Genomic DNA, 21,216 nt, shown 5'->3' on the forward strand with positions numbered 1-21,216 from the left:
GCAAAACCCTGCCTGACGCACCATGTGAAAAGCGAACCCTCGGCCGGCAGGGAGGACTCGCTTTGAAGGGGAGTATTTCCGCACCCTGTTAGTGCGACGCCAGCGGCAGCGTGAGCGTCGCGAGCGCGCCGCCGCGCGGCGCGTTCGCAAGCTCGATGCGGCCGCGGTGCAGCGCCGCGATCTCTTTCACGAAGGCCAGGCCGAGGCCGGTGCTCTTCTTCTGGCTGTGCGGGCGCGCAAGCGAATAGAACTTCTCGAACACCTTGTCTTTCGCGTAGTCGGGAATGCCGCGGCCGTGGTCGCGCACGGTGATGCGGGCCTCGCGCGCGCCGGCGTGCAGCGCGAGCGCGACCTCGGCGCCCGGCGGCGAGAAGTCGATCGCGTTGTCGAGCAGGTTGCTGACCGCGCGGCGCAAGAGGAAGGGATCGCCCTCGACGCGGACCTCGGTGTCGATCGCGACATGCAGGCGGATCTCACGCGCCGCCGCTGCGCCCTGGGCGCTCGCCGCCACTTCCCGCAGCAGCGGCGCCAGCGCGACCGGCTCGCTGCGCTCCAGCGCGCGCTGGGTTTCGAGCGCCGTCAGCTCCATCATGCGGTCGACGATCTCCTGGATGCGCTCGGTCTCGCTTGCGATGTTGGCGAGGAAGCGTTCGCGCTCGGCCTGGGGCATCGAGGGTTCCTGCAACAGCTCGGCCGCGCCGCGGATCGCCGACAGCGGGCTCTTGATCTCGTGCGTGAAGGTCTGCACGTAGTCGGCGACATAGCTGCGGCCGGTTAGCGCGTCGCGCATCTCGCCGAAGCCGCTGCGCAGCGTATCGACCGCGCGGCGCACCATGCGCGCGAGGCTCCAGCTGCGCTGGCTGCGCAGCCAGCGCAGGTAGTCGGAGATCAGCCCGAAGGGCCGCACCAGCCAGACCGACATGATGAGCGCCAGCACCAGCAGTGCGAAGGCCGAGCCGACGCCGACCCACAGCGTGCGGGCGCGTGCGTCCTCGACGAACTGGCCGAAGCTTTGCACCGGCTTGCCGACGCTGACCACGCCGACGATCTCGTTGTTCCAGCGTATCGGGGCAGCCGCGTACATCACGGAGGTCATCGGGTCGCCTTCGATGTCGCGCGAAGTGCGCGCGCCGTAGACGCCGGCCAGGGTGCGGCTCACGTCGCTCCACTTCGAGAAGTCGGCGCCGACGCTGCGTCCGAGCGAATCGAAGAGCACGCGGCCGCTGCGGTCGGTGACGTAGATGCGCAGCTCGACGCGGCTCTTGTGCAGGTTGTAGATCTGGGCCGAGAACTGGCGCGCGTAGGCCGAGCGGAACACCGGCTCCAGCCGCGCGGTGTTGATCGCGCCGGCGATCACGTCCTGCTCGATCAGGCTGGCCATCAGCTGCGAGGTCTCGACCAGCGACTCCTCGGCCGACTCGCGGTAGCGCGGGTCGATGTCGGACACCACGCGGTAGAGCAGGAAGGCGATGCCCGCCGTGTAGATCAGCAGGATGCCGATGAAGATGCGGGTTCTGCGACTCAAGGGATGGCCCCCACGTTCGGCACTGCATGTCCTCGCTGCCCCCCGAGGAGGAAGCTGCAGGCCGCCCGTGTGCGCGAAGCGCGGACTTCGCCGCGCTGGCGGCCCGGCGCCGGCCTGATGCTCATCTCCGATTCGCCGGCAGCTCTTCGTTGAGCGCATAGCCTGTGCCGCGCAAGGTTCGGATGGCCTCGACCTCCGGCGCGATGGCGCGCAGCTTGGCGCGCAGGGTCTTGACGTGCGCGTCGACCGTGCGGTCGAAGCTGTCGCTGGCATCGTCCCAGACCAGTCGCAGCAACTCGTCGCGTGTGAACACGCGGCCCGGGCGCTGGATCAGCAGGCGCAGCAGCCCGTACTCGTAGCGCGAGAGTTCGAGCAGGCGGCCGTAGTAGCGGATCTGCATGCGCTCGGCGTCGAGCGCGAAGGGCGTGGTGGGTGGAGTGGCCGCCGGTGCAACGGGCGTTGCCGGCATCGAGGCGCCATTGCCGCGCCCGCTGCGCCGCAGGATCGTGCGCACGCGCGCCACCAGTTCGCGCGGCGAGAAGGGCTTGGCGATGTAGTCGTCGGCGCCGAGCTCGAGGCCGACCACGCGGTCGATCTCGTCGCTGCGCGCCGTGAGGAAGAGCATCGGCACCTCGGCGCCGCCGGCTTCGCGGTTCAAGGCCTGCAGGCGCTTGAAGAGCTCGAAGCCGTTCATGTCGGGCAGGCCCACGTCCAGGATCGCGAGCGCGGGCGGATCGGCCGCGAACTGCGCGATGGCCTCCTCGGCCGTGGCGCACCAGACGGGCACGAAGCCGTCGGTCTTGAGCACGTACTGCAGGGTGTCGGCGATGCCCGACTCGTCTTCGGCGATCAGGATCCGGGGGTTGAAGGGCATGGGCCGGATGGTAGCCGGCCGGAACCTTTGCGCTGCAGCTCGAACGAACAGGGTCTTGCATTCTGGAGAACCGCACCGTGACCCCATCCGAAACCCGGGCCATCGTCACCCTCAGCCTGCTGGCAGCCTTTGTCGACGGCGAGAAGCACGAGCGCGAACGCGCCGAGATCAAGCGCATTGCCGAAGGACTCTCTGAGGCCGACGGCGTGCAGCTGCCGATGCTCTACCAGGACGTGCTGATGAAGCGCGTTTCGCTGCCTGCGGTGGCTGCTGAATTGAAGAGTTCCGAATCGAAGCAGCTCGCCTACGAGATGGCGGTCTGCGTCTGCGATGCCGACGGCACGCAGTCGGAGGCCGAGCGCATGTTCCTCGCTGACGTGCGCACTTCGCTCGGGCTTGATGCGCCGGCGGCGAAGCAGTTCGCGAAGGAGGCCGAGGAGATCGCGGCGGTGCCGCTGTCGACGGCCGTTGCCGCTGCTGCACCGTCCGCCACGGTCGACAACGCCGAGCTCGACCAGGCGATCCTCAACGCCGCGATCCTGAACGGCGCGCTCGAGCTGCTGCCCGAGACGCTCTCGACCATGGCCATCATCCCGCTGCAGATGAAGCTGGTCTATCGCATCGGCCGCGCGCACGGCTACGAGCTCGACAGCGGCCATGTGAAGGACTTCCTCGCCACGGTGGGCGTCGGCCTGACTTCGCAGTACCTCGAACAGGCCGGCCGCAAGCTGCTGGGCGGCCTGCTCGGCAAGGTCGGCGGCGGAATGCTGCGCGGCCTCGCCAAGCAGGCGGTGAGCTCGGGCATGAGCTTCGCGACCACCTATGCGCTGGGCCATGTCGCCAAGCGCTACTACGCAGGCGGCCGCACGCTGTCGACGCAGATGCTGAAGGAAGCGTATGCGAGCGTCACGCAGGAAGCGCAAGGCCTGCAGACGCGCTACCTGCCTGCGATGCAGGAGAAGGCGCGCACGCTCGATGCCGGCAAGATCTTGTCGATGGTGCGCAGCGCCTAGCTGGCCCCCACGCTGCGTCACTTCGTGTACTCGCTGCCCCCCGAGGGGGTGCAGGCCGCCTTGGGGCGGCCCGGCGCCGGCCTAGTGCAAATCGAAGCAGCAGCCCGCGTAGTAGGGCTTGTCGCCGCCGTCGACGAAGGGCACCTCGATCGGCTTGCCCTCGTTGCGCCAGGCGTCGCGCCGCTTGTAGCCGGATTCGGCGAGCTCGGCGAGGAGCTCGTCGTGGTGCTGGATCCGGTAGGGACAGACGGCAAAGCCGATGCTGTTGAGCGTGTAGAGCGTGCGCTCGGGATGCACCGCCGTCGTGTTGAGCACGATGCGCCGTGGCTTCACGGGCAGCGCGGCAATGATCTCGGACATGCGCGTCGGCAGGTACTGCAGGCTGCCCGAGGCGTAGAGCACGTCGCAGCCGCTCGCGTCGCGCCAATCGGTGGTGAAGCTGAGCTGCGCGCTGGCCTCGCGCTGCACCGCGAGCTCCCGGCCGCTCGCCACCACGTTAGGCACGTCGCAGACGGTCCAACGCAGGTCGGCAGGGTAGTTGAGCATGCGGCGGAAGGCGTAGTACTTGATGCCGACATGGCCGCCCAGGTCGAAGATGCTGCGCATGCCGTCGTCGAGCGCGCGGCCGAGCCAGAACAGGCCGGGGTAGTCGTAGAAAGCGACCTGGTGACTGTAGAAGGCGTCCGCCGGGGCGTTGTCGTATCCGATGGCCTTGGAGGGCGGCGCGCCGGCTTCGGCAGCGGCGAAGCTCTCGAAGGAACCCATGAACAGGTTCTCTTCGCGGTTGTCCAGGAACTTGCGCCGGTAGGCAGCTTCGCGGACCGATGACGGCAGCAGATTCGACAGCATGGAAGCCTCTTTGCTCACGGTGGATGCAGCGCATATTTTGCACTTTGAAACAAAAGTATTCAACTGTTTCGTGCATTCTCGGTGTCGCCGGTCGGCATCCGGGCCGGGCCGGGGCTCACTGTGCCTGGTAGCCGGCGTTCTCGATCGCCACGATGATGTCCTGCCGCGGCTGATGGCTCAACACGTCGACATGGCCGGTTTCGAGATCGACCGTGACCTGCGCCTCGGGGTCCACCGTCTGCACCGCGTTCTGCACGGCGCTCGCGCAATGGGCGCAGCTCATGCCCAAGACCTGGAATTTCTGGCTCATCGTTGCTCCTTTCATGGGGATGATGCGCAAGTGTCAACCTTCTCACGTTGTCAATGTCCAGTACAGGGGCGCTCGTCCCTTGCCGTATCCTCGCCTGCGGCCCGCGGTAAGCCCCGGTAACGAACTCTCTTTTCCCTTTCCATGCGAATCCTGCTGGTCGAAGACGATGCGGTGCTGCGCGGCGTGATGCTGCGCAGCCTGGGCGATGCCGGACACCGCGTCGACGTGGCGGCGAATACCGAGGACGCCGACCACCTGTGGCGCGTGCAGCTGTTCGATGCGGTGCTGCTCGATCTCAGCCTGCCGGCAACGGCCAGCCCGACCAGCGGCCTCGCGAGCGGCCTCACCGTGCTGCGCCACGCACGCGCGCGCGGCGACCGCACGCCGGTGCTGGTACTGACCGCGCGCGATCGCACCGAAGAGCGCATCGCCGGCCTCGATGCGGGCGCCGACGACTACCTCGGCAAGCCCTTCGACCTGGCCGAGGTCGAGGCCCGCCTGCGGGCGCTGGTGCGGCGCGCACAGGGCACCGAGGACATCGCCACGCTGGGCCGGCTGCGGCTCGACCGCAAGGCGCGCCGTTTCTCGGTGGCCGGCGCGCCGCTGGACCTGCCGGCGCGCGAGTTCGAGGTCTTGTGGGAGCTGATGAGTCCGCCGGGCCGCACAGTCAGCAAGCGGGCCATGTCCGACAAGCTGTCGAGCTTCGATGAAGCGCTGGGCGACAACGCGCTGGAGGCCTTCATCTCGCGCCTGCGCAAGAAGCTCGCGGGCAGCGGCGCGGCGATCCGCACGCTGCGCGGCATCGGCTATCTGCTGGAAGCGGCCGAGTGAAGCCGGCGCCGCGCCGGGCGTCGGCGGGCGCGCCTTCGCTCACTTCGCGCGTGCTGCGGCGCGTGCTGCTGCCGCTGGCCCTGACCTGGCTGGTGGGCACCGCGGTCGCGGTGGCGGTGGCCGGCCACTTCACCGAGCAGGCCTTCGACCGCGCCTTGCTCGACGATGCCTATTCGGTGTCGGCCAACGTGGAGGCCGGCGAGCGCGACATCCAGCTGCAGCTGTCGCCGCGCGAGGTCACGAGCGTGCTGTTCGACCAGTCGGAGCAGGTCTACTTCGCGGTGCTGCGGCCCGACGGCTCGCGGCTCGCCGGGCACGCGGGCCTGCAGGCACCGGCGCCGGAGGAGGGCGCGCGCTATCGCTTTTCCGATGTGAACTACGAGGGGCGAGCACTGCGCGCCGTGGTGTTGAACCATGACGCGCCCAAAGCCTTCCGCGTCGTGATCGCGCAGACCACGCGCGCCCGCGCCGCGCTGGTCGAACGGCTGCTGCTCTATTCGCTGGCGCCGCAAGGTGTGCTGTTGGCGCTTCTGGCCCTGTGGCTGTGGCGCGGCATCGAAGGCGAGCTGCGTCCACTCGGCGAACTGCGCCGGACGCTGGACCAACGCGATGCCCACGACCTGGCACCGGTGCCGGTGGCACGCAGCTCGCGCGAGCTCGAACGCCTGGGCGAGACGCTCAACGCCCTGTTCGAGCGCTTGGGCCACAGCGTGCGTGCGCAGCGCGAGTTCGCGGGCAACGTGGCGCACGAGTTGCGCACGCCGCTGGCCGGCATCCGCGCGCTGGCCGACTATGGTCTCGCGCAGCAGGCCCCGGCCGTGTGGCGCGAACAGCTGCAGCACATCGCCGCCAGCCAGGCGCGCGCCAGCCACCTGGTGGACCAGCTGCTCGCGCTGGCGCTGGCCGACGAGGCCCGCACCGGCCTGCAGCGCGCGCCGCTTCGGCTCGACGAGCTGGTGGAGCAGGCGGTGCTGCGCCATCTCGCGCGCGCCGATGCAGAGGGCGTGGATCTGGGCGCGCTGGGTCTCGACCAGCCGGTGACGGTGCAGGCCAATGCGGCGCTCGTCGAAGGCATCCTCGACAACCTGATCGACAACGCGCTGCGCTACGGCGGCCGCACCATCACCGTCGAGCTGGCGGGCCGCACGCTCGGCGTGGTCGACGACGGCCCCGGCATTGCGCCCGAGGTGCAGCGCGACCTGATGCAGCGCTGGTCGCAAGGACCCGCCGGGCAGAAGCTGGGGCAGGGCGCCGGCCTCGGGCTCGCGATCGTGGCGCGCCATGCCGCGCTGCTGGGCGCGGAGCTGCGCTTCGACAAGGCGTCCGAAGCGGGCGGGCTGCGGGTCAGCGTGGCCTTCGCGCCGAGCCCGCCCGGGGACGATCAGCCCAGCGCCGGATAGTCGATGTAGCCCTTCGCGCCGCCGCCGTAGAAGGTGTTCTTGTCCCAGGGATTGAGAGGCGCGCCCTCGCGCAGGCGGCGCACCAGGTCGGGATTGGAGATGAAGGGCTTGCCGAAGGCCACGAGGTCGTCGCCTTCCTTCAATGCCTCTTCGGCCAGCGGCTTGTCGTAGCCGTTGTTCACCATCCAGGCGCCCTTGCCGCCGGCCTGGCGGTAGGCGGCCTTGAGGGCTTCGTAGTCGAAGGGGCGGTCTTCCAGCTCGCGCGGGCCGCCGGTGGCGCCCTCGACGACGTGGATGTAGGCCAGCTTGAGCGTGGCGAGCTGTTTCACGACGTACTCGAAGAGCGGCTGCGGATTCTCGTCGTGCACGTCGTTGGCCGGCGTCACGGGCGAGATACGGATGCCGGTGCGGCCGCCGCCGACCGCGTCGACCACGGCACGCGTCGCTTCGAGCAGCAGGCGGGCGCGGTTCCCGATGCTGCCGCCGTAGTCGTCGCTGCGCTTGTTGCTGCCGGTCTTGAGGAACTGGTCGAGCAGGTAGCCGTTGGCGGCATGCACCTCGACGCCGTCGAAGCCGGCGGTCTCGACGGCGTTGCGCGCGGCGGCGGCGTAGCCGTGGACGATGCCCGGCAGCTCGCTCGCGTCGAGGGCGCGCGGCTCAGAGGTTTCGACGTAAGTGGGAACGCCGTCCTTGATCAGCACGGTCTTGGTCTTGGCCGTGATGGCCGAGGGCGCGACCGGCTGGCCGCCATCGGGCTGCAGCTCGTTGTGCGAGACGCGGCCCACGTGCCAGAGCTGGACCACGATCTTGCCGCCCTTGGCGTGCACCGCATCGGTCACGCGCTTCCAGGCTTCGAGCTGCTCGCTGCCGTAGAGGCCGGGCACGTCGGCATAGCCCTGGCCCTGCTGGCTGATCGCGGTGGCTTCGGTGATCAGCAGTCCGGCGCTGGCGCGCTGCGCGTAGTAAGTGGCCGCGATATCGCGCGGCACGGCGTTGGGCGAGCGGTTGCGCGTGAGCGGCGCCATGACGATGCGGTTGGCCAGCTTCAGGTCGCCGGCCTGGATGGGGTCGAAGAGGGAGGACATCGGTTCTGCTTGTTGGGGTGGATGAACAGCGCGAACGGTAAACCGGCGCGCCTAACCGCGCTGCGACGGGGTTGTCGGTTTGCTGCTAGGGGATGCAGCAGAATGCCCGCACTCCATGACGATGCATTCCGCCACGCTCACGCCCGCGCAGGCCCTGCGCCTCGCGCTTGCGTTGTCGATGGGTGCCGCGGTCTCGCTCGGCATCACGCGCTTTTCTTATGGCTTGCTGCTGCCGCCGATGCGCGCGGATTTGGGCTGGAGCTACACGCTGGCCGGCGCGATGAACACCGCGAATGCGGCCGGCTATTTGCTGGGCGCATTGATGACGCCGGCCTTGATGCGGCGCCTCGGGCCGCTGCGTCTGCTGGTCTGGGGTGCGGTGTGGGCCAGCCTGTTCATGGCGGCCAGCGGCTTCTTCACCTCGGCCTCGGCGCTGCTGTTGCAGCGCCTGCTGGCCGGGCTGGCGAGCGCCTGGGTGTTCGTCGCGGGCGGCCTGCTGGCGGCGCGGCTCGGGACGCTGCAGCCGTCGCGCGCAGGCTTTCTGCTGGGCCTGTACTACGGCGGCACGGGCTTCGGCATCACCTTGTCGGCGCTCCTGGTACCGCCGGTGCTGCACGCTGCCGCGGGCGAAGCGCATGGCTGGGCCTGGGCCTGGTGGGCGCTGGCGCTGGCGAGCTTCGCGGGAACGGCCGTGCTGGGGTACGCGGCGCATGCGATGCCGAGGGAGGCGCGTGCACCCGCTGCGCCGGCGTCAGCGCACGAGGCGGCCGCGCAGCCCGCGCGCGCAGTACGTCGTTTCGGCTGGGCGCTCGCGGGCTATGCGCTCTTCGGCGCCGGCTACATCGGCTACATGACCTTCGTGATCGCGCTGCTGCGCGAGCAGGGCGCGAGCCCGGCGAACATCACGATGTTCTATGCGCTGCTCGGCGTCGCCTGCGTGGCTTCGGCGCGGCTCTGGGCCGGCTTGCTGGATCGCTTTCATGGCGGCCAGCCGCAGGCGGTGCTCAATGCCTTGCTGGGCATGGCAACCCTGCTGCCGGTGCTGAGCGCCGCGTGGCCGGTGACGCTGGTCTCGGGACTGCTGTTCGGCGCAGTGTTCCTGTCGGTGGTGGCCTCCACCACCGCGCTGGTGCGCCACAACCTGCCGGCCGAACAATGGGCCACCGGCATCAGCGCCTTCACGATCATCTTCGCGCTGGGGCAGATCGTGGGGCCCACCGTGACCGGCTGGATCTCCGACGGGCCGGGCGGCCTGGCGCGCGGCCTGGTGGCCTCGGCGATCACGCTGTGGGCCGGGGCTGCGCTCGCCTCGCGGCAGCGGCCGCTGCTGCTTACTTGAGCAGGCCTTCGGTCTTCATGGCTTCCTGCACGGCCGGGCGGGCGCCGACGCGTGCATGCCAGGCCTGCACATTCGCGTAGGGCGAGATGTCGACGCCGGTCGGCTTGGTCCAGTTGGTGACGGTGAACAGGTAGCCGTCGGCCACCGTGAAGTGCTCGCCCATCAGGTAGTCCTTGCCTTCGAGCTCGCCGTTGAGCCACTCGTAGCGCGACTGGAGCTTGGTCCTGAAGATGGCCTTGGCTTCTTCGGGCATGTTGGGGTTGAACATCGGCGAGTAGGTCTTGTGCATTTCGGTGCCGATGAAGGTGAGCCACTCCTGCAGCCGGTAGCGCGAGAGCGTGCCGCTGGCGGGGGCGAGGTTCTTGTTCGGCGCGAGGTCGGCGATGTACTGCACGATGGCCGGACCTTCGCGCAGGCGCGTGCCGTCGTCGAGCTCGAGCATCGGCACGTAGCCGAGCGGGTTGATGCCGTAGTAGTCGGTGCCATCCTGCAGCTTGTGGCTCTTGGTGCTGGCGAGCACGGGTTCGAAGGCGAGGCCGGCTTCGCGCAGCGCGATATGGGGCGAGAGCGAGCAGGCGCCCGGCGAGTAATACAGCTTCATGCGAAAAACTCTCCAATGGATGTTCGGGAAACGTTCTTTCTTGCAGACGCGAGGCCGATGCTAGCGGGTTCGCCGCGAGCGCGTTTGTCCTACGGGGCCTTGGGCGCGGCGACTATCGGGCCGGCCGGCGCGCCTTTCTATGCTCCCGGCACCGCGGGCGGATGACCGCACGCAAGGAGCTCGCTCATGTTGAAGTACGCCATCATTTTTGCGGTGATCTCGCTGATCGCCGGCGCCCTCGGCTTCGGCGGCGTGGCGGCCGGCGCGGCCGGCATCGCGAAGGTGCTGTTCGGGCTGTTCCTGATCCTGGCGGTCGTGTTCCTCGTTCTTGCGGCGCTCGGGGTGGGCGCGGTGAAGAAAGCGCTGGATTGACGCACTACTCGAACGTGGAGACGGTGCTCGACTACGAGGTCGAGGCGCCGTCGCATTTGCTGCTCAACATCGAGGCCGCGCGCAGCGGCGCACAGACTGTGATCAGCGAGGATCTGGCGATCGAACCGGCGGTGGAAATGCAGGTTTTCTGCGACGAGGGCAGCGGCAACCGCTTCATTCGTTTCGATGCGCCGCCGGGGCCGCTGAAGATCCGCTACCGCGCCAGCGTCCAGCGCGCGCACGTGGAAGTGCCGCCCGATCTGGCCGAAGTGCCGGTGAACCAGGTGCCCAACGAGATCCTCCACTACATGATGCCGACGCGCTACTGCGAGTCGGACCTGATGTCGCGCTGCGCGCAGCAGCTCTTCGGCGACCTGCCGCCGGGCATCGGACGCGTGCAGGCCATGGCCGACTGGATTCACGACAGCATCACCTACGAACCGGGCAGCAGCGACTCGACCACCACCGCGCGCGAGGTCTTCGTCGAGCGCGCCGGCGTGTGCCGCGATTTCGCGCACCTGGGCATCACTTTCTGCCGCGCGCTCAACATCCCGGCGCGGCTGGTGGTGGGCTATGTGTGGTTCGACGAGCCGCCGCAGGATTTTCATGCGCTGTTCGAGGCCTGGCTGGGCGGGCGGTGGGTCTTGTTCGATGCCACGCGCATGGCGCCGGTCGATCGCCTGGTGCGCGTGGGCACGGGGCGTGATGCGAAGGACGTCGCCTTCTGCACCATCTTCGGGCCGGTGCGCATGACGGGCAAGTCGCTGGTCGTGCGCGAACTGCAGGACGAAAGCCTCACGCCGCCGGCCGAGCCCGAGCCCAGCGGGCAGCTGGTCGGGATCGAGAAGCCGGCGCCGGTGGCGGCGGCCGGCGAATCCTTGAATTGCTATCAAAATGATAGCAATCGGCCCAGGCAAATAGCCGGGCCCGGCTTGCCCCTCCACACCGCACGGAGCACGGTGCGCGATTAAAATTAGCGCCCCTTTCCGCGAGCGCACGCGCATGTGCGCCCCCACTCTCCATGCTGTACCCCGAAGAATTCGATGTGATCGTCGTCGGTGGCGGCCATGCCGGCACCGAAGCCGCGCTGGCCTCCGCGCGCATGGGCGCGCGCACGCTGCTGCTCACCCACAACATCGAGACGCTGGGGCAGATGAGCTGCAATCCCTCGATCGGCGGCATCGGCAAGGGGCACCTGGTGAAGGAGGTCGATGCGCTGGGCGGTGCGATGGCGATCGCGACGGACGAGGGCGGCATTCAGTTCCGCATCCTCAATTCGAGCAAGGGGCCGGCGGTGCGGGCGACGCGCGCGCAGGCCGACCGCGTGCTCTACAAGGCCGCGATCCGGCGCCGGCTCGAGAACCAGCCGAACCTGTCGCTGTTCCAGCAGGCAGTCGATGATTTGATGATCGAGGGCGACCGCGTGGTCGGCGCGATCACGCAGGTCGGCATCGCGTTCCGCGCGCGCGCGGTGGTGCTGACGGCAGGCACCTTTCTCGACGGCCGGATCCATGTCGGGCTCGACAACTACCAGGCCGGCCGCGCCGGCGATCCACCGGCGGTCAGCCTGTCGGCGCGCCTCAAGGAACTGAAGTTGCCGCAAGGCCGGCTCAAGACCGGCACCCCGCCGCGGCTGGACGGGCGGAGCATCGACTTCTCGAAGTGCGTCGAACAACCGGGCGACGGCATGCCGGGCGGTGCCGGGCCGATGCCGGTCTTCAGCTTCATGGGCCGGGCCGACCTGCACCCGCGGCAGATGCCGTGCTGGATCACGAACACCAACGCGCGCACGCACGAAATCATCCGTTCCGGCTTCGACCGCAGCCCGATGTTCACCGGCAAGATCGACGGCATCGGGCCGCGCTACTGCCCGAGCGTGGAAGACAAGATCAACCGCTTCGCGGACAAGGAAAGCCACCAGATCTTCCTGGAGCCCGAAGGCCTGACGACCAACGAGTACTACCCGAACGGGATCTCGACCAGCCTGCCTTTCGACATCCAGTACCAGTTGGTGCGTTCGATGGCGGGTCTGGAGAACGCCCACATCCTGCGCCCGGGCTACGCGATCGAGTACGACTACTTCGATCCGCGCGAACTCAAGAGCAACTTCGAGACGCGCGCGATCCAGGGGCTCTTCTTTGCGGGGCAGATCAACGGCACCACCGGCTACGAAGAGGCGGCGGCGCAGGGCTTGTTTGCCGGCATCAATGCGGCGCTGCAATGCAGAGGGGAGGCCGCCTGGATGCCCCGCCGCGACGAAGCCTACCTGGGTGTGCTGGTCGACGACCTGATCACCAAGGGCGTGACCGAGCCCTATCGCATGTTCACCAGCCGGGCCGAGTTCCGGTTGCAGCTGCGCGAAGACAACGCCGACATGCGGCTCACCGAGATCGGGCGCAAGCTGGGCTTGGTGGACGATGCGCGCTGGGACGCCTTCTCGCGCAAGCGCGATCTTGTTTCACGTGAAACAGACAGGCTGCGCTCTATTTGGGTGAATCCGAGGAACCTGCCGGCTGCCGAGTCCGAACGCGTGCTCGGCAAGGCGATCGAGCGTGAGTACAACCTGGGCGACCTGCTGCGCCGGCCCAATGTAAGTTACGCCTCGCTGATGTCGCTGGACGGCGGGAAGTACGGCTCGGACCAGCCCCTGGGCGAATCGGAGATCGAGCAGATCGAGATCGCGGCCAAGTACGCCGGCTACATCGACCGGCAGCATGACGAGGTCGAGCGCGCGGCGCACTTCGAGAATCTCAAGCTGCCGGCCGACCTCGACTACAGCCAGGTCGCGGCGCTGAGTTTCGAGGTGCGGCAGAAGCTGAGCAAGCATCGTCCGGAAACCCTGGGGCTGGCTTCGCGCATCTCCGGTGTGACGCCGGCAGCCATCTCGCTCTTGATGATTCACCTGCGCAAAGGCGGTCATCGCGCCTTCGCTCGAGACGCAGCGGCCGAGCCGCAGCAGATCGACGAATGAGCCAGGATCTGGTGCTGCGCGAGGGCGCAGCCAAACTCGGCCTCGCGCTGAGCGATCGCCAGTGCGAACGGCTACGGGCCTACGGTGCGCTGATCCTCAAGTGGAACAAGGTCTACAACCTGACTGCGCTGCGCGATCCGACGACGGTGCTGACGCATCATCTGCTCGACAGCCTGTCGGTGATCGGGCCGCTGAACCGCGAGTGGCCGGGGAGGGCGAAGCTGCTCGACGTCGGCGCCGGCGCTGGTCTTCCGGGCGTGGTGATTGCGATCCTGCGCGAAGACATCGATGTCAGCTGCCTCGATGCCGTGGCCAAGAAGGCGGCCTTTGTTCAACAGGTCGCGGCCGAGCTGGGGCTGCCCAATCTGCGAGGCGTGCACGCGCGTGTCGAATCGCTGGCCGGAAATTACGAACTCATCAGTTCACGCGCCTTTGCTTCGCTCCCCGATTTCTTCACCGGCTCGATACGCCTGCTGGCGCCCGGCGGGCTTTGGTTGGCCATGAAGGGCAAGGTGCCCAGCGACGAATTGACAGAGCTGCCGCCGGGAATCGATGTGTTTCACGTGGAACAATTGAGCGTTCCGGGCCTCGATGCCGAGCGCTGCATCGTATGGGCGCGAAAAGCTGCCTCCTGACAGGCGCCCGACGCGTCGACCTCGCTTAGACTCGACGCTCTCCCATCCAAGGCAATTTCATGTTCGGCATCGCTGACTACGGCGCGTTCGTCGTCGCCATCATCATATTTCTCGCGATTCCCGGACCCGGGAACCTGGCGATCATCACCTCCACCGGCAAGGGCGGAATCCGTGGCGGGCTGGCCGCCGCCCTGGGCTTGATCGCCGGAGACCAGATGCTGATGTGGGCTGCCGTGGCCGGTGTCGCCGCCTTGCTGGGCGCCTATCCGCCCGCGTTCAAGGCCGTCCGATGGCTGGGTGCGGCCTACCTCGCCTGGTTGGGATTCAAGATGCTGACGGCCAAGCCGGGCGCCGCGCCAGTCCTGAACATCCGTCCGCAGCAGTACTTCCGGCAGGCCTTGATGATCACGCTGCTGAATCCGAAGGCGATCGTCTTCTATATGGCCTTCTTCCCGCTCTTCGTCGACCCGGCTCGCCACCAGGGGCTCACGACCTTCGCGGTGATGGCACTGACCATCGCCGCGCTGACCTTCATCTATTGCCTGATCGCGACGCTGCTCACGCATTTCCTGGCCGAGCGCCTGCGCGCCAATCCCCGCATCTCGGCCACGCTGGAAAAGCTCGCCGGCGTCTTCCTGATTGCCTTCGGCCTCAAGCTGGCGGTGTCCAGATAGCATGGCGAAGATCTTCTGCATCGCGAACCAGAAGGGCGGCGTCGGCAAGACCACGACCGCCGTCAACCTGGCCGCCGGGCTGGCCAAGGTGGGCCAGCGGGTCCTGATGATCGATCTGGATCCCCAGGGCAACGCCACCATGGGTTCGGGCATCGACAAGCGGCAGCTGGAAACGACGGTGTACGACGTGCTGCTCGAGTCCGCTTCCGTGGCCGAAGCACGGGTGAAGTCCGAAAAATGCGGCTATGACGTGCTGGGCGCGAACCGCGAGCTGGCCGGCGCCGAGGTGGAAATGGTCGCGCTCGACCGGCGCGAAAAGCGCCTGCGTACCGCGCTGGCCGCCGTCGGTGCCGAGTACGACTTCATCCTGATCGACTGCCCGCCCAGCCTGAGCCTGCTCACGCTCAACGGTCTGTGCTCCGCCCACGGCGTGATCGTGCCAATGCAGTGCGAGTATTTCGCGCTCGAAGGGCTGACCGACCTCGTCAACACCATCAAGCAGGTGCACGCCAACCTCAACAAGAATTTGCAGATCATCGGACTGCTGCGCGTGATGTTCGATCCGCGCATCACGCTGCAGCAGCAAGTCAGCGAGCAACTCAAGTCCCATTTCGGCGAGAAGGTGTTCGACACCGTGATCCCGCGCAATGTGCGACTGGCCGAGGCGCCGAGCTATGGCCTGCCGGGCGTGATCTTCGATCCGGCGGCCCGGGGCAGCCAGGCTTTCATCGCTTTTGCGCAGGAGCTGGTCGAGAAGATGCCGCCGGCCAGTGCGCTGGCCGGCGCTTCGCCCGTGCCCGCACCGGAACCGATGGATGCGCCGCCGGTTGCGATCCAGGATCCGAACGGCCTCTGAGGCCCGCGGGATCGATCTCTTTTGCTATCAATTTCGCAGCAGATGACTGTCCCGAAAATCCTGTTGTTGCCCGGCTGGCAAGACAGCGACCCGCCGCATTGGCAGAGTCGCTGGGAGGCGGTTCATGGCGATCATCGAGTCGAGCAGCATGACTGGATGCGCCCCTTGCGCGGTGACTGGTCGGCCCGCCTCGAAGAAGAGATCCTGGCTGCGCCGGGGCAGGTCGCGCTGGTGGCGCACAGCCTGGGTTGCATCCTCGTCGCCGCCTGGGCCGCGCATTCGCGCAACACGCACAAGGTGGCGGCCGCGCTGCTGGTCGCGCCGGGCGATCTGGAGCGCGAGGACCTGCGCGAGCTGATCCCGGGCTGGGCGCCGATCGTGCGCCAACCCTTGCCATTCCGCGCTCTCATGATCGCGGCCAACGACGACCCCTACTGTGCTGCCGAGCGCTCGCGCGCAATGGCCGGCGACTGGGGAGCCCGCTACATCGACGCAGGTCGAGGCGGCCACCTCAACGGCGAATCCGGCCTGGGCGACTGGCCCCATGGCCGTCAATTGCTGAACGATCTATGGAAAGAAGAATGACCTCGATGGCCACCAAGAAACCCAAGGGCCTCGGCCGCGGACTCGAAGCCCTGCTGGGCCCGACCTTCAACGGTCCGGACAGCTCCGCCAACGACGATGCCGCGCCGCCCAACCCGACCGCGCTGAACCTCGACCAGATGGTGCCCGGCGTCTACCAGCCGCGCACGCGCATGGACGAGGGCGCGCTTTACGAGCTGGCCGAGAGCATCAAGGCGCAGGGGATCATGCAGCCGATCCTGGTTCGCCGCCTCGACGGAGATGCGGCGCGCACCAAGAACGCCGAGTTCGAGATCATCGCGGGCGAGCGCCGCTTCCGCGCGGCCAAGCTGGCCGGCCTCGACAGCGTGCCCGTGCTCGTGCGCGACGTGCCGAACGAAGCCGCCGCTGCCATGTCGCTGATCGAGAATATCCAGCGCGAAGACCTCAACCCGCTGGAAGAGGCCCAAGGCCTGCAACGCTTGGTCGCCGAGTTTGGGCTCACTCACGAATCTGCGGCCCAGGCGGTGGGCCGTTCGCGCAGCGCCGCCAGTAATCTGTTGCGTCTTCTGAACCTGGCCGAACCGGCTCAGGCGATGCTGATGGCGGGCGACATCGACATGGGCCATGCGCGCGCGCTGCTTTCGCTCGACAAGGGCACCCAGATCACCGCGGCCAACCAGATCGCCGCCAAGAAGCTCTCGGTGCGCGAGGCCGAGGCGCTGGTCAAGAAGCTGGCCGCCGAGTTCAGCCTCACGCCGTCGCCGCGGCGCGGCGCCGCCGAGAAGTCGCGCGACCTCCAGCGCGTGGAGGAAGAGCTGGCCGATCTGCTGGCGGCCGAAGTCGAAGTGCGCATCAAGAAGCGCAGCAAGCGCAACGGGAAGGTGGAGGAGAGCGGCGAACTCGCGATCCACTTCGGCTCGCTCGATGCGCTCAACGGTCTGATCGACCGCATCCGCCAAACGGCATAACTCACCACATCTCGGATCCCTTCCTTCCGGGCGATTGATTCGCCGGCTTCTTTGCGCATATGCTCAGGAGTTACTTTTTTTAACTTTAGCCCGAAAGTTCTCGGAGGAGATTCCACCATGCACATCGCTCGACTTCCGCTTGCCGCCGTCGCCGTGGGGGCGCTTCTTTTGACCGGTTGCCAGACCACGGACATGCAGATGGGCAGCCAGAGCGCGAAGACCGTGGCGACCGGCAGCGCAGCCGGCAGTGCATCGGCCAATACCAGCAGCTCGCTCGAGCGCTGCGCCTCGCCACTGGGCACCGTGTCGCTGATCGAGAACCAGTCGGCGGGCTGGTACACCATCCTGCGCAACGAATACAAGCTGCCCCCGACGGCCAACCTGCTGCGCCTCTTGATTCAGCAATCCAACTGCTTCGTGGTGGTCGAGCGCGGTGCGGCCGGCATGAACGCCATGTCGCGCGAGCGCGATCTCATGCAGTCGGGCGAAATGCGCCAGGGCAGCAACTTCGGCCGCGGCCAGATGGTGGCTTCCGACTACGGCATGTCGCCCGAGATCGTGTTCAGCAACAGCAATGCCGGCGGTGTCGGCGGCTCCTTGGGCGGCCTGGTGGGCGGGCGCTACAGCGGCGTGCTGGCAGCGGTCGGCGGCAACCTGCAGACCAAGGAAGCCAGCGCACTCTTGACGCTGATCGACAACCGATCCGGCGTGCAGGTCGCGGCCTCGGAAGGCAGCGCCTCCAAGACCGACTTCGGCGCCTTCGGCTCGGTCTTCGGCGGCAGCGGTGCCGGCGCTCTCGGCGGCTACACCAACACCGCGCAGGGCAAGGTGATCAGCGCCGCCTTCATGGACGCCTTCAACCAGATGGTCGTTTCGCTGCGCAACTACAAGGCGCAGACGGTGCAAGGGCAGGGCCTGGGCGGCGGCGGCCGGCTGGGTGTCGATGGCGGCGTGGCGCCGTCGCAGACCTCGGCGCCGGCAGAGCGTGCGCCGGCGCGCCGCAACGGCACCAAGAAATAAGGCACGGCGCTCAGGGTGCAAACCCCGGCGGCTCTTCGAGCCCCGGGCTTTTTGCATTCTTCTTCAGAGGCTGAAGATCTTGCCGGGGTTCATGATGTTCTTCGGATCGAGCGCGCGCTTGATCGTGCGCATCATGTCGATCGCGCCGGCGCCGGCTTCGGCGACCAGGAAATCCATCTTGTGCAGGCCCACGCCGTGCTCGCCGGTGCAGGTGCCTTCGAGCGCCAGCGCGCGCGACACCAGCGCGTGGTTGAGCTTCTCGGCCGTCACGCGCTCCTCGGGCGCATTCGGATCCAGCAGATAGCCGAAGTGGAAGTTGCCGTCGCCCACGTGGCCGACCAGGAAGTAGGGGATGCCGCTGGCATCGGCCTCGGCCACCGATTCGAGCAGGCAGTCGGCCAGCCGCGAGATCGGCACGCAGGTGTCGGTCGAGATCACGCGGCAGCCGGGGCGCGACTGCACGGCCGCGAAATAACTGTTGTGCCGCGCGGTCCACAGGCGCGTGCGCTCTTCCGGCGTGCTGGCCCATTCGAAAGCCTTGCCGCCGTGGCCGCTGGCCAGTTCCTGCACGGTCTCGGCCTGTTCCTTGACGCCGGCCGGCGAACCGTGGAACTCCATCAGGAGCATCGGTTCCTCGCGCAGGCCGAGCTTGGCGTAGGCGTTCACCATGCGCACGGTGTTGACGTCGATCAGCTCCACACGCGCGATCGGCACGCCCAGCTGGATGATCTCGATGGTGGTGCGCACGGCCGCCTCGATGCTCGGGAAGGAGCAGATCGCGGCCGACACCGCCTCGGGCAGCGGATAGAGGCGCAGCGTGATCTCGGTCACCACGCCCAGCGTGCCCTCGCTGCCGACCATGAGACGCGTGAGGTCGTAGCCGGCCGATGACTTCTTCGCGCGCGTGCCGGTGCGGATCACTTCGCCGCTCGCGGTGACCACCTCGAGCGCCAGCACGTTCTCGCGCATGGTGCCGTAGCGCACCGCGTTCGTGCCGCTCGCGCGGGTGGCGGTCATGCCGCCGATCGAAGCGTCGGCGCCGGGGTCGATGGGAAAGAAGAGGCCGGTGCTCTTGATCTCGTCGTTGAGCTGCTTGCGCGTGACGCCGGGCTGCACCGTGACCGTGAGGTCGTCGGCGTTGGTCGAGAGCACGCGGTTCATGCGGCTCACGTCGATGCTGATGCCGCCCTGCACCGCGAGCAGATGCCCTTCGAGCGAGGAGCCGACGCCGAAGGGGATCACCGGCACGCTGCAGTCGCTCGCAAGCTTGACCGCATCGGCCACGTCCTGCGTGCTCTCGGCGAAGACCACGGCCGAGGGCGGCGGCGCATCGAAGGAGGACTCGTCGCGCCCGTGCTGCGTGCGCACCGCCATCGCGGTCGAGCAGCGCTCGGCAAAGCGCGCCTTCAAGGCTGCGATCAGCGCATCGGGCACCTCGCGCAGCGCGATCTCGGGCGTGAGATGGGAACGGGCGGCGGGGGCGTTCATCGGCGGGTCTCCTGAAGGGTCTACCATTCTACGAACCGCATTCGAAAAGGGCCCCGACATGGGCAATCGACTCACTCAGATCGCCACGCGCACCGGCGACGACGGCACCACCGGCCTCGGCGACAACACGCGCGTGCCCAAGGACCACCTGCGCGTGCACGCGATGGGCGACGTGGACGAACTCAACTCGCACATCGGCGTGCTGCTGTGCGAGCCGATGCCGGCGCCCGTGCGCGAGCTGCTGGTCGACGTGCAGCACCAGCTCTTCAACCTCGGCGGCGAGCTCTCGATGCCGGGCTACACGCTGCTCAAGGCCGATGCGCTGCTGCAGCTCGACAACGCGCTGGCCGAGCACAATGCGGCGCTGCCGCGCCTGGCCGAGTTCATCCTGCCGGCCGGCACCCGCGCCGCCTCGCAGGCGCACGTGTGCCGCACGGTCGCGCGGCGCGCCGAGCGTGCGGTCGTCGCGCTCGGCGCCGGGGCCGAACTCAACGATGCGCTGCGCCAGTACCTCAACCGCCTGAGCGATCTGCTGTTCGTGCTGGCGCGCGTGCTCAACCGCGTCGACGGCGGCGACGACGTGTACTGGAAGAGCGAGCGCATGGCGCGTGCCGCTGCCAGTGAAGAATGACGACTTGAACCCAGGAACCCGAACCATGCCCATCGAACCCCGTTCTCCCGCATTGATCGCCGCGCTCGCATTCGCGGCCATGCTCGCGCTGCCGGTTGCCGCGTCGGCCCAGAGCGCCGACAACCCACCGAAGGCGCAGCGTGCCAACACCCTGAAAACCCCGCCGCGCGACAACAAGGTCCTCGGCGGCATCGAGCGCGGTTCCGATGCCGCCGGCCGCGGCATCGACCGCGCGGGCAGCGCCACCGAGCGTGGCGTCAACAACGTGTCGGAGCGCGCGAGCCGGCCGGTGCGCAGGGTGGGCGAGGCCTTCGGGCGCAAGCTCGGCGGCGGCCATGCCGCGCCGCCGCCGGTCGGGCCGCAGGGCAGCGCGCCCTAGCTTTACCTTGCTTCACCTCGCGCGTACATGCATGGCGCGCGAGCGACACACGGGCCTTCGACACTGAACTCCTCATCAACGCGAAGGAGTTCCAAGATGATCGAGTCCAAGAGCATGGCCGTGGCCGCAGCGGCGCTCGCGATGTGCATGGCGGGCAGTGCCTTTGCGCAGGACCGCCGGTTCGACCACGACGATCGCCGGGGCCCGCAGCACTACCAGCAGCAGCAGCAGCAGCAGCAGCAGCAGCAGCAGCAGCAGCAGCAGCAGCAGCAGCAGCGTCATTTCGAACGCCACGGTGCTCACCAGGACTTTCGGGAGGGCCGCCATTTCGACCGCCACGGCTATTCGCATCCGCGTGCCGAATGGCGCCGCGGCGGCTACGTGCCGCGCGAATACCGCGGCCGCAACTACGTGGTCAGCGACTGGCGTGGCCACCGGCTGCATGCGCCCCCGCGTGGCTACCAGTGGGTCGGCGTCGGAGGCGACTATGTGCTGGCAGCCATCGCCACCGGCCTGATCGCGCAGATCATCGCGGGCCAGTAAGGCTTCAGACGGCGGTCGGCGCCATCTGGGCGCACACGTTGCGCCCGGTGATGGTCAGGCGCAGCCCGCCGCCATGCCATTCGAGCCAGTTCAGTTTCACGTAGGCGTCGATGTCCTTGTCGTCGATCCGGTCGGCCTGGCGCTGGGTCAGCAGATCGACCGTGGCAGGCAGCGCCTGCCGCAGCCGCTCCCGGGCCGCGGCTTCATCGGCCGCCGTCGGGGAAGTGCGCGTGGAAGTGGAAGTCGATGCCATGGCTGGTTCTTTTCCGATCGCTGAGGAATGGGGAC

Annotated in this window: 24 protein-coding genes; 16 read left to right on the plus strand and 8 right to left on the minus strand. The window is 68.0% G+C overall.

All coding sequences use genetic code 11. The features are described from left to right. Positions 1–88 precede the first annotated feature (88 nt). On the minus strand, positions 89–1,525 hold the full coding sequence (gene creC / locus ACSQ9I_RS00165; RefSeq protein WP_436308267.1) for a two-component system sensor histidine kinase CreC: 1,437 nt from the start codon (positions 1,523–1,525) through the stop codon (positions 89–91). Positions 1,526–1,646: 121 nt separating this feature from the next. After that, positions 1,647–2,399 (minus strand): two-component system response regulator CreB, encoded by a 753-nt coding sequence (gene creB, locus ACSQ9I_RS00170; RefSeq protein WP_436302248.1) that lies wholly within the window; start codon positions 2,397–2,399, stop codon positions 1,647–1,649. Positions 2,400–2,476: 77 nt separating this feature from the next. On the opposite strand from creB, the gene ACSQ9I_RS00175 reads away from it, so the two are divergent. Then, positions 2,477–3,412, plus strand: a complete 936-nt coding sequence (locus ACSQ9I_RS00175; protein WP_436308268.1) for a YcjF family protein — start codon at positions 2,477–2,479, stop codon at positions 3,410–3,412. An 81-nt stretch (positions 3,413–3,493) separates the two neighbouring features. Here the strand turns inward: ACSQ9I_RS00175 and ACSQ9I_RS00180 are convergent, their stop codons facing one another. Then, entirely contained in the window at positions 3,494–4,261 is a 768-nt protein-coding gene (locus ACSQ9I_RS00180; protein ID WP_436302250.1) for a TIGR04325 family methyltransferase, read from the minus strand. A gap of 115 nt (positions 4,262–4,376) precedes the next feature. Continuing rightward, positions 4,377–4,571 carry a heavy-metal-associated domain-containing protein gene (locus ACSQ9I_RS00185; protein ID WP_093106988.1) on the minus strand — a complete coding sequence of 65 codons (195 nt, stop codon included), beginning with the start codon at positions 4,569–4,571 and terminating at the stop codon, positions 4,377–4,379. Between the two features lie 141 nt (positions 4,572–4,712). Here ACSQ9I_RS00185 and ACSQ9I_RS00190 point away from each other — a divergent pair, with 141 nt between their 5' ends. Together ACSQ9I_RS00190 and ACSQ9I_RS00195 are read left to right on the plus strand one after the other, a co-directional pair. Then, complete coding sequence (locus ACSQ9I_RS00190) at positions 4,713–5,402, plus strand: response regulator transcription factor (protein ID WP_093106985.1); 690 nt, start codon at positions 4,713–4,715, stop codon at positions 5,400–5,402. Then, the gene (locus tag ACSQ9I_RS00195; RefSeq protein ID WP_436311869.1) at positions 5,399–6,802 is read left to right on the plus strand and encodes a sensor histidine kinase; all 1,404 of its coding nucleotides are present in this window, start codon (positions 5,399–5,401) and stop codon (positions 6,800–6,802) included. Before ACSQ9I_RS00190 ends, ACSQ9I_RS00195 begins: the two co-directional genes overlap by 4 nt. On the opposite strand, the gene ACSQ9I_RS00200 is transcribed toward ACSQ9I_RS00195, so the two are convergent. Then, positions 6,784–7,887 carry an alkene reductase gene (locus ACSQ9I_RS00200; protein WP_436311870.1) on the minus strand — a complete coding sequence of 368 codons (1,104 nt, stop codon included), beginning with the start codon at positions 7,885–7,887 and terminating at the stop codon, positions 6,784–6,786. The two genes, ACSQ9I_RS00195 and ACSQ9I_RS00200, sit on opposite strands and share 19 nt — an antisense overlap. 115 nt (positions 7,888–8,002) lie before the next feature. On the opposite strand from ACSQ9I_RS00200, the gene ACSQ9I_RS00205 reads away from it, so the two are divergent. Continuing rightward, positions 8,003–9,226: a YbfB/YjiJ family MFS transporter gene (locus ACSQ9I_RS00205; RefSeq protein WP_436311871.1), complete on the plus strand. Its 1,224-nt coding sequence runs from the start codon at positions 8,003–8,005 to the stop codon at positions 9,224–9,226. Here the strand turns inward: ACSQ9I_RS00205 and gstA are convergent. Then, complete coding sequence (gene gstA / locus ACSQ9I_RS00210) at positions 9,219–9,827, minus strand: glutathione transferase GstA (protein ID WP_436311872.1); 609 nt, start codon at positions 9,825–9,827, stop codon at positions 9,219–9,221. The two genes, ACSQ9I_RS00205 and gstA, sit on opposite strands and share 8 nt — an antisense overlap. A gap of 186 nt (positions 9,828–10,013) precedes the next feature. On the opposite strand from gstA, the gene ACSQ9I_RS00215 reads away from it, so the two are divergent. The 9 genes from ACSQ9I_RS00215 (at position 10,014) to ACSQ9I_RS00255 (ending at position 17,887) form a co-directional block, all read left to right on the plus strand. Next, entirely contained in the window at positions 10,014–10,199 is a 186-nt protein-coding gene (locus tag ACSQ9I_RS00215) for a DUF1328 family protein (protein ID WP_093106971.1), read from the plus strand. Next, positions 10,196–11,170 (plus strand): transglutaminase-like domain-containing protein, encoded by a 975-nt coding sequence (locus ACSQ9I_RS00220; protein WP_436311873.1) that lies wholly within the window; start codon positions 10,196–10,198, stop codon positions 11,168–11,170. Before ACSQ9I_RS00215 ends, ACSQ9I_RS00220 begins: the two co-directional genes overlap by 4 nt. 50 nt (positions 11,171–11,220) lie before the next feature. After that, complete coding sequence (mnmG, locus tag ACSQ9I_RS00225) at positions 11,221–13,170, plus strand: tRNA uridine-5-carboxymethylaminomethyl(34) synthesis enzyme MnmG (RefSeq protein WP_436311874.1); 1,950 nt, start codon at positions 11,221–11,223, stop codon at positions 13,168–13,170. Next, the gene (gene rsmG / locus ACSQ9I_RS00230; RefSeq protein WP_436311875.1) at positions 13,167–13,805 is read left to right on the plus strand and encodes a 16S rRNA (guanine(527)-N(7))-methyltransferase RsmG; all 639 of its coding nucleotides are present in this window, start codon (positions 13,167–13,169) and stop codon (positions 13,803–13,805) included. The genes mnmG and rsmG overlap by 4 nt, the downstream gene beginning before the upstream one ends. A 59-nt stretch (positions 13,806–13,864) precedes the next feature. Beyond that, positions 13,865–14,479, plus strand: coding sequence for a LysE family transporter (locus ACSQ9I_RS00235; protein ID WP_436311876.1), 615 nt, complete (start codon positions 13,865–13,867; stop codon positions 14,477–14,479). A gap of 1 nt (position 14,480) precedes the next feature. Next, positions 14,481–15,335, plus strand: a complete 855-nt coding sequence (locus ACSQ9I_RS00240) for a ParA family protein (RefSeq protein ID WP_436311877.1) — start codon at positions 14,481–14,483, stop codon at positions 15,333–15,335. Positions 15,336–15,377: 42 nt separating this feature from the next. Continuing rightward, positions 15,378–15,920: an RBBP9/YdeN family alpha/beta hydrolase gene (locus tag ACSQ9I_RS00245; protein WP_436308272.1), complete on the plus strand. Its 543-nt coding sequence runs from the start codon at positions 15,378–15,380 to the stop codon at positions 15,918–15,920. Between the two features lie 5 nt (positions 15,921–15,925). After that, the gene (locus ACSQ9I_RS00250) at positions 15,926–16,867 is read left to right on the plus strand and encodes a ParB/RepB/Spo0J family partition protein (protein WP_436311878.1); all 942 of its coding nucleotides are present in this window, start codon (positions 15,926–15,928) and stop codon (positions 16,865–16,867) included. Between the two features lie 117 nt (positions 16,868–16,984). Next, on the plus strand, positions 16,985–17,887 hold the full coding sequence (locus tag ACSQ9I_RS00255; protein ID WP_436311879.1) for a CsgG/HfaB family protein: 903 nt from the start codon (positions 16,985–16,987) through the stop codon (positions 17,885–17,887). A 63-nt stretch (positions 17,888–17,950) separates the two neighbouring features. Here the strand turns inward: ACSQ9I_RS00255 and ACSQ9I_RS00260 are convergent, their stop codons facing one another. Beyond that, entirely contained in the window at positions 17,951–19,375 is a 1,425-nt protein-coding gene (locus ACSQ9I_RS00260; protein WP_436311880.1) for an FAD-binding oxidoreductase, read from the minus strand. Between the two features lie 58 nt (positions 19,376–19,433). Between ACSQ9I_RS00260 and ACSQ9I_RS00265 the strand changes: the two genes are divergently transcribed. From ACSQ9I_RS00265 to ACSQ9I_RS00275, 3 genes are all read left to right on the plus strand, one after another. After that, positions 19,434–20,006: a cob(I)yrinic acid a,c-diamide adenosyltransferase gene (locus ACSQ9I_RS00265; protein ID WP_436311881.1), complete on the plus strand. Its 573-nt coding sequence runs from the start codon at positions 19,434–19,436 to the stop codon at positions 20,004–20,006. A gap of 25 nt (positions 20,007–20,031) precedes the next feature. Beyond that, on the plus strand, positions 20,032–20,385 hold the full coding sequence (locus ACSQ9I_RS00270) for a hypothetical protein (protein ID WP_436302261.1): 354 nt from the start codon (positions 20,032–20,034) through the stop codon (positions 20,383–20,385). A gap of 96 nt (positions 20,386–20,481) precedes the next feature. Beyond that, positions 20,482–20,928 (plus strand): RcnB family protein, encoded by a 447-nt coding sequence (locus ACSQ9I_RS00275; protein ID WP_436311882.1) that lies wholly within the window; start codon positions 20,482–20,484, stop codon positions 20,926–20,928. Positions 20,929–20,932: 4 nt separating this feature from the next. Here the strand turns inward: ACSQ9I_RS00275 and ACSQ9I_RS00280 are convergent, their stop codons facing one another. Continuing rightward, a complete protein-coding gene (locus tag ACSQ9I_RS00280) occupies positions 20,933–21,181 on the minus strand; it encodes a hypothetical protein (RefSeq protein WP_093106939.1) in 249 nt (82 codons plus the stop codon). Positions 21,182–21,216: the final 35 nt, after the last annotated feature.

It is taken from the genome of Variovorax sp. LjRoot84, from assembly GCF_964254305.1.
Classification (GTDB): domain Bacteria; phylum Pseudomonadota; class Gammaproteobacteria; order Burkholderiales; family Burkholderiaceae_C; genus Variovorax.

What these genes read in the sequence shown, in the direction of transcription:
- creB (WP_436302248.1), bottom strand. Translation starts at nt 2,399, where the DNA reads ATGCCCTTCAACCCCCGGATCCTGATCGCCGAAGACGAGTCGGGCATC.
- ACSQ9I_RS00180 (WP_436302250.1), bottom strand. Translation starts at nt 4,261, where the DNA reads ATGCTGTCGAATCTGCTGCCGTCATCGGTCCGCGAAGCTGCCTACCGG.
- ACSQ9I_RS00185 (WP_093106988.1), bottom strand. Translation starts at nt 4,571, where the DNA reads ATGAGCCAGAAATTCCAGGTCTTGGGCATGAGCTGCGCCCATTGCGCG.
- ACSQ9I_RS00190 (WP_093106985.1), top strand. Translation starts at nt 4,713, where the DNA reads ATGCGAATCCTGCTGGTCGAAGACGATGCGGTGCTGCGCGGCGTGATG.
- ACSQ9I_RS00200 (WP_436311870.1), bottom strand. Translation starts at nt 7,887, where the DNA reads ATGTCCTCCCTCTTCGACCCCATCCAGGCCGGCGACCTGAAGCTGGCC.
- ACSQ9I_RS00205 (WP_436311871.1), top strand. Translation starts at nt 8,003, where the DNA reads ATGACGATGCATTCCGCCACGCTCACGCCCGCGCAGGCCCTGCGCCTC.
- gstA (WP_436311872.1), bottom strand. Translation starts at nt 9,827, where the DNA reads ATGAAGCTGTATTACTCGCCGGGCGCCTGCTCGCTCTCGCCCCATATC.
- ACSQ9I_RS00215 (WP_093106971.1), top strand. Translation starts at nt 10,014, where the DNA reads ATGTTGAAGTACGCCATCATTTTTGCGGTGATCTCGCTGATCGCCGGC.
- mnmG (WP_436311874.1), top strand. Translation starts at nt 11,221, where the DNA reads ATGCTGTACCCCGAAGAATTCGATGTGATCGTCGTCGGTGGCGGCCAT.
- rsmG (WP_436311875.1), top strand. Translation starts at nt 13,167, where the DNA reads ATGAGCCAGGATCTGGTGCTGCGCGAGGGCGCAGCCAAACTCGGCCTC.
- ACSQ9I_RS00235 (WP_436311876.1), top strand. Translation starts at nt 13,865, where the DNA reads ATGTTCGGCATCGCTGACTACGGCGCGTTCGTCGTCGCCATCATCATA.
- ACSQ9I_RS00240 (WP_436311877.1), top strand. Translation starts at nt 14,481, where the DNA reads ATGGCGAAGATCTTCTGCATCGCGAACCAGAAGGGCGGCGTCGGCAAG.
- ACSQ9I_RS00245 (WP_436308272.1), top strand. Translation starts at nt 15,378, where the DNA reads ATGACTGTCCCGAAAATCCTGTTGTTGCCCGGCTGGCAAGACAGCGAC.
- ACSQ9I_RS00250 (WP_436311878.1), top strand. Translation starts at nt 15,926, where the DNA reads ATGGCCACCAAGAAACCCAAGGGCCTCGGCCGCGGACTCGAAGCCCTG.
- ACSQ9I_RS00255 (WP_436311879.1), top strand. Translation starts at nt 16,985, where the DNA reads ATGCACATCGCTCGACTTCCGCTTGCCGCCGTCGCCGTGGGGGCGCTT.
- ACSQ9I_RS00260 (WP_436311880.1), bottom strand. Translation starts at nt 19,375, where the DNA reads ATGAACGCCCCCGCCGCCCGTTCCCATCTCACGCCCGAGATCGCGCTG.
- ACSQ9I_RS00265 (WP_436311881.1), top strand. Translation starts at nt 19,434, where the DNA reads ATGGGCAATCGACTCACTCAGATCGCCACGCGCACCGGCGACGACGGC.
- ACSQ9I_RS00270 (WP_436302261.1), top strand. Translation starts at nt 20,032, where the DNA reads ATGCCCATCGAACCCCGTTCTCCCGCATTGATCGCCGCGCTCGCATTC.
- ACSQ9I_RS00275 (WP_436311882.1), top strand. Translation starts at nt 20,482, where the DNA reads ATGATCGAGTCCAAGAGCATGGCCGTGGCCGCAGCGGCGCTCGCGATG.
- ACSQ9I_RS00280 (WP_093106939.1), bottom strand. Translation starts at nt 21,181, where the DNA reads ATGGCATCGACTTCCACTTCCACGCGCACTTCCCCGACGGCGGCCGAT.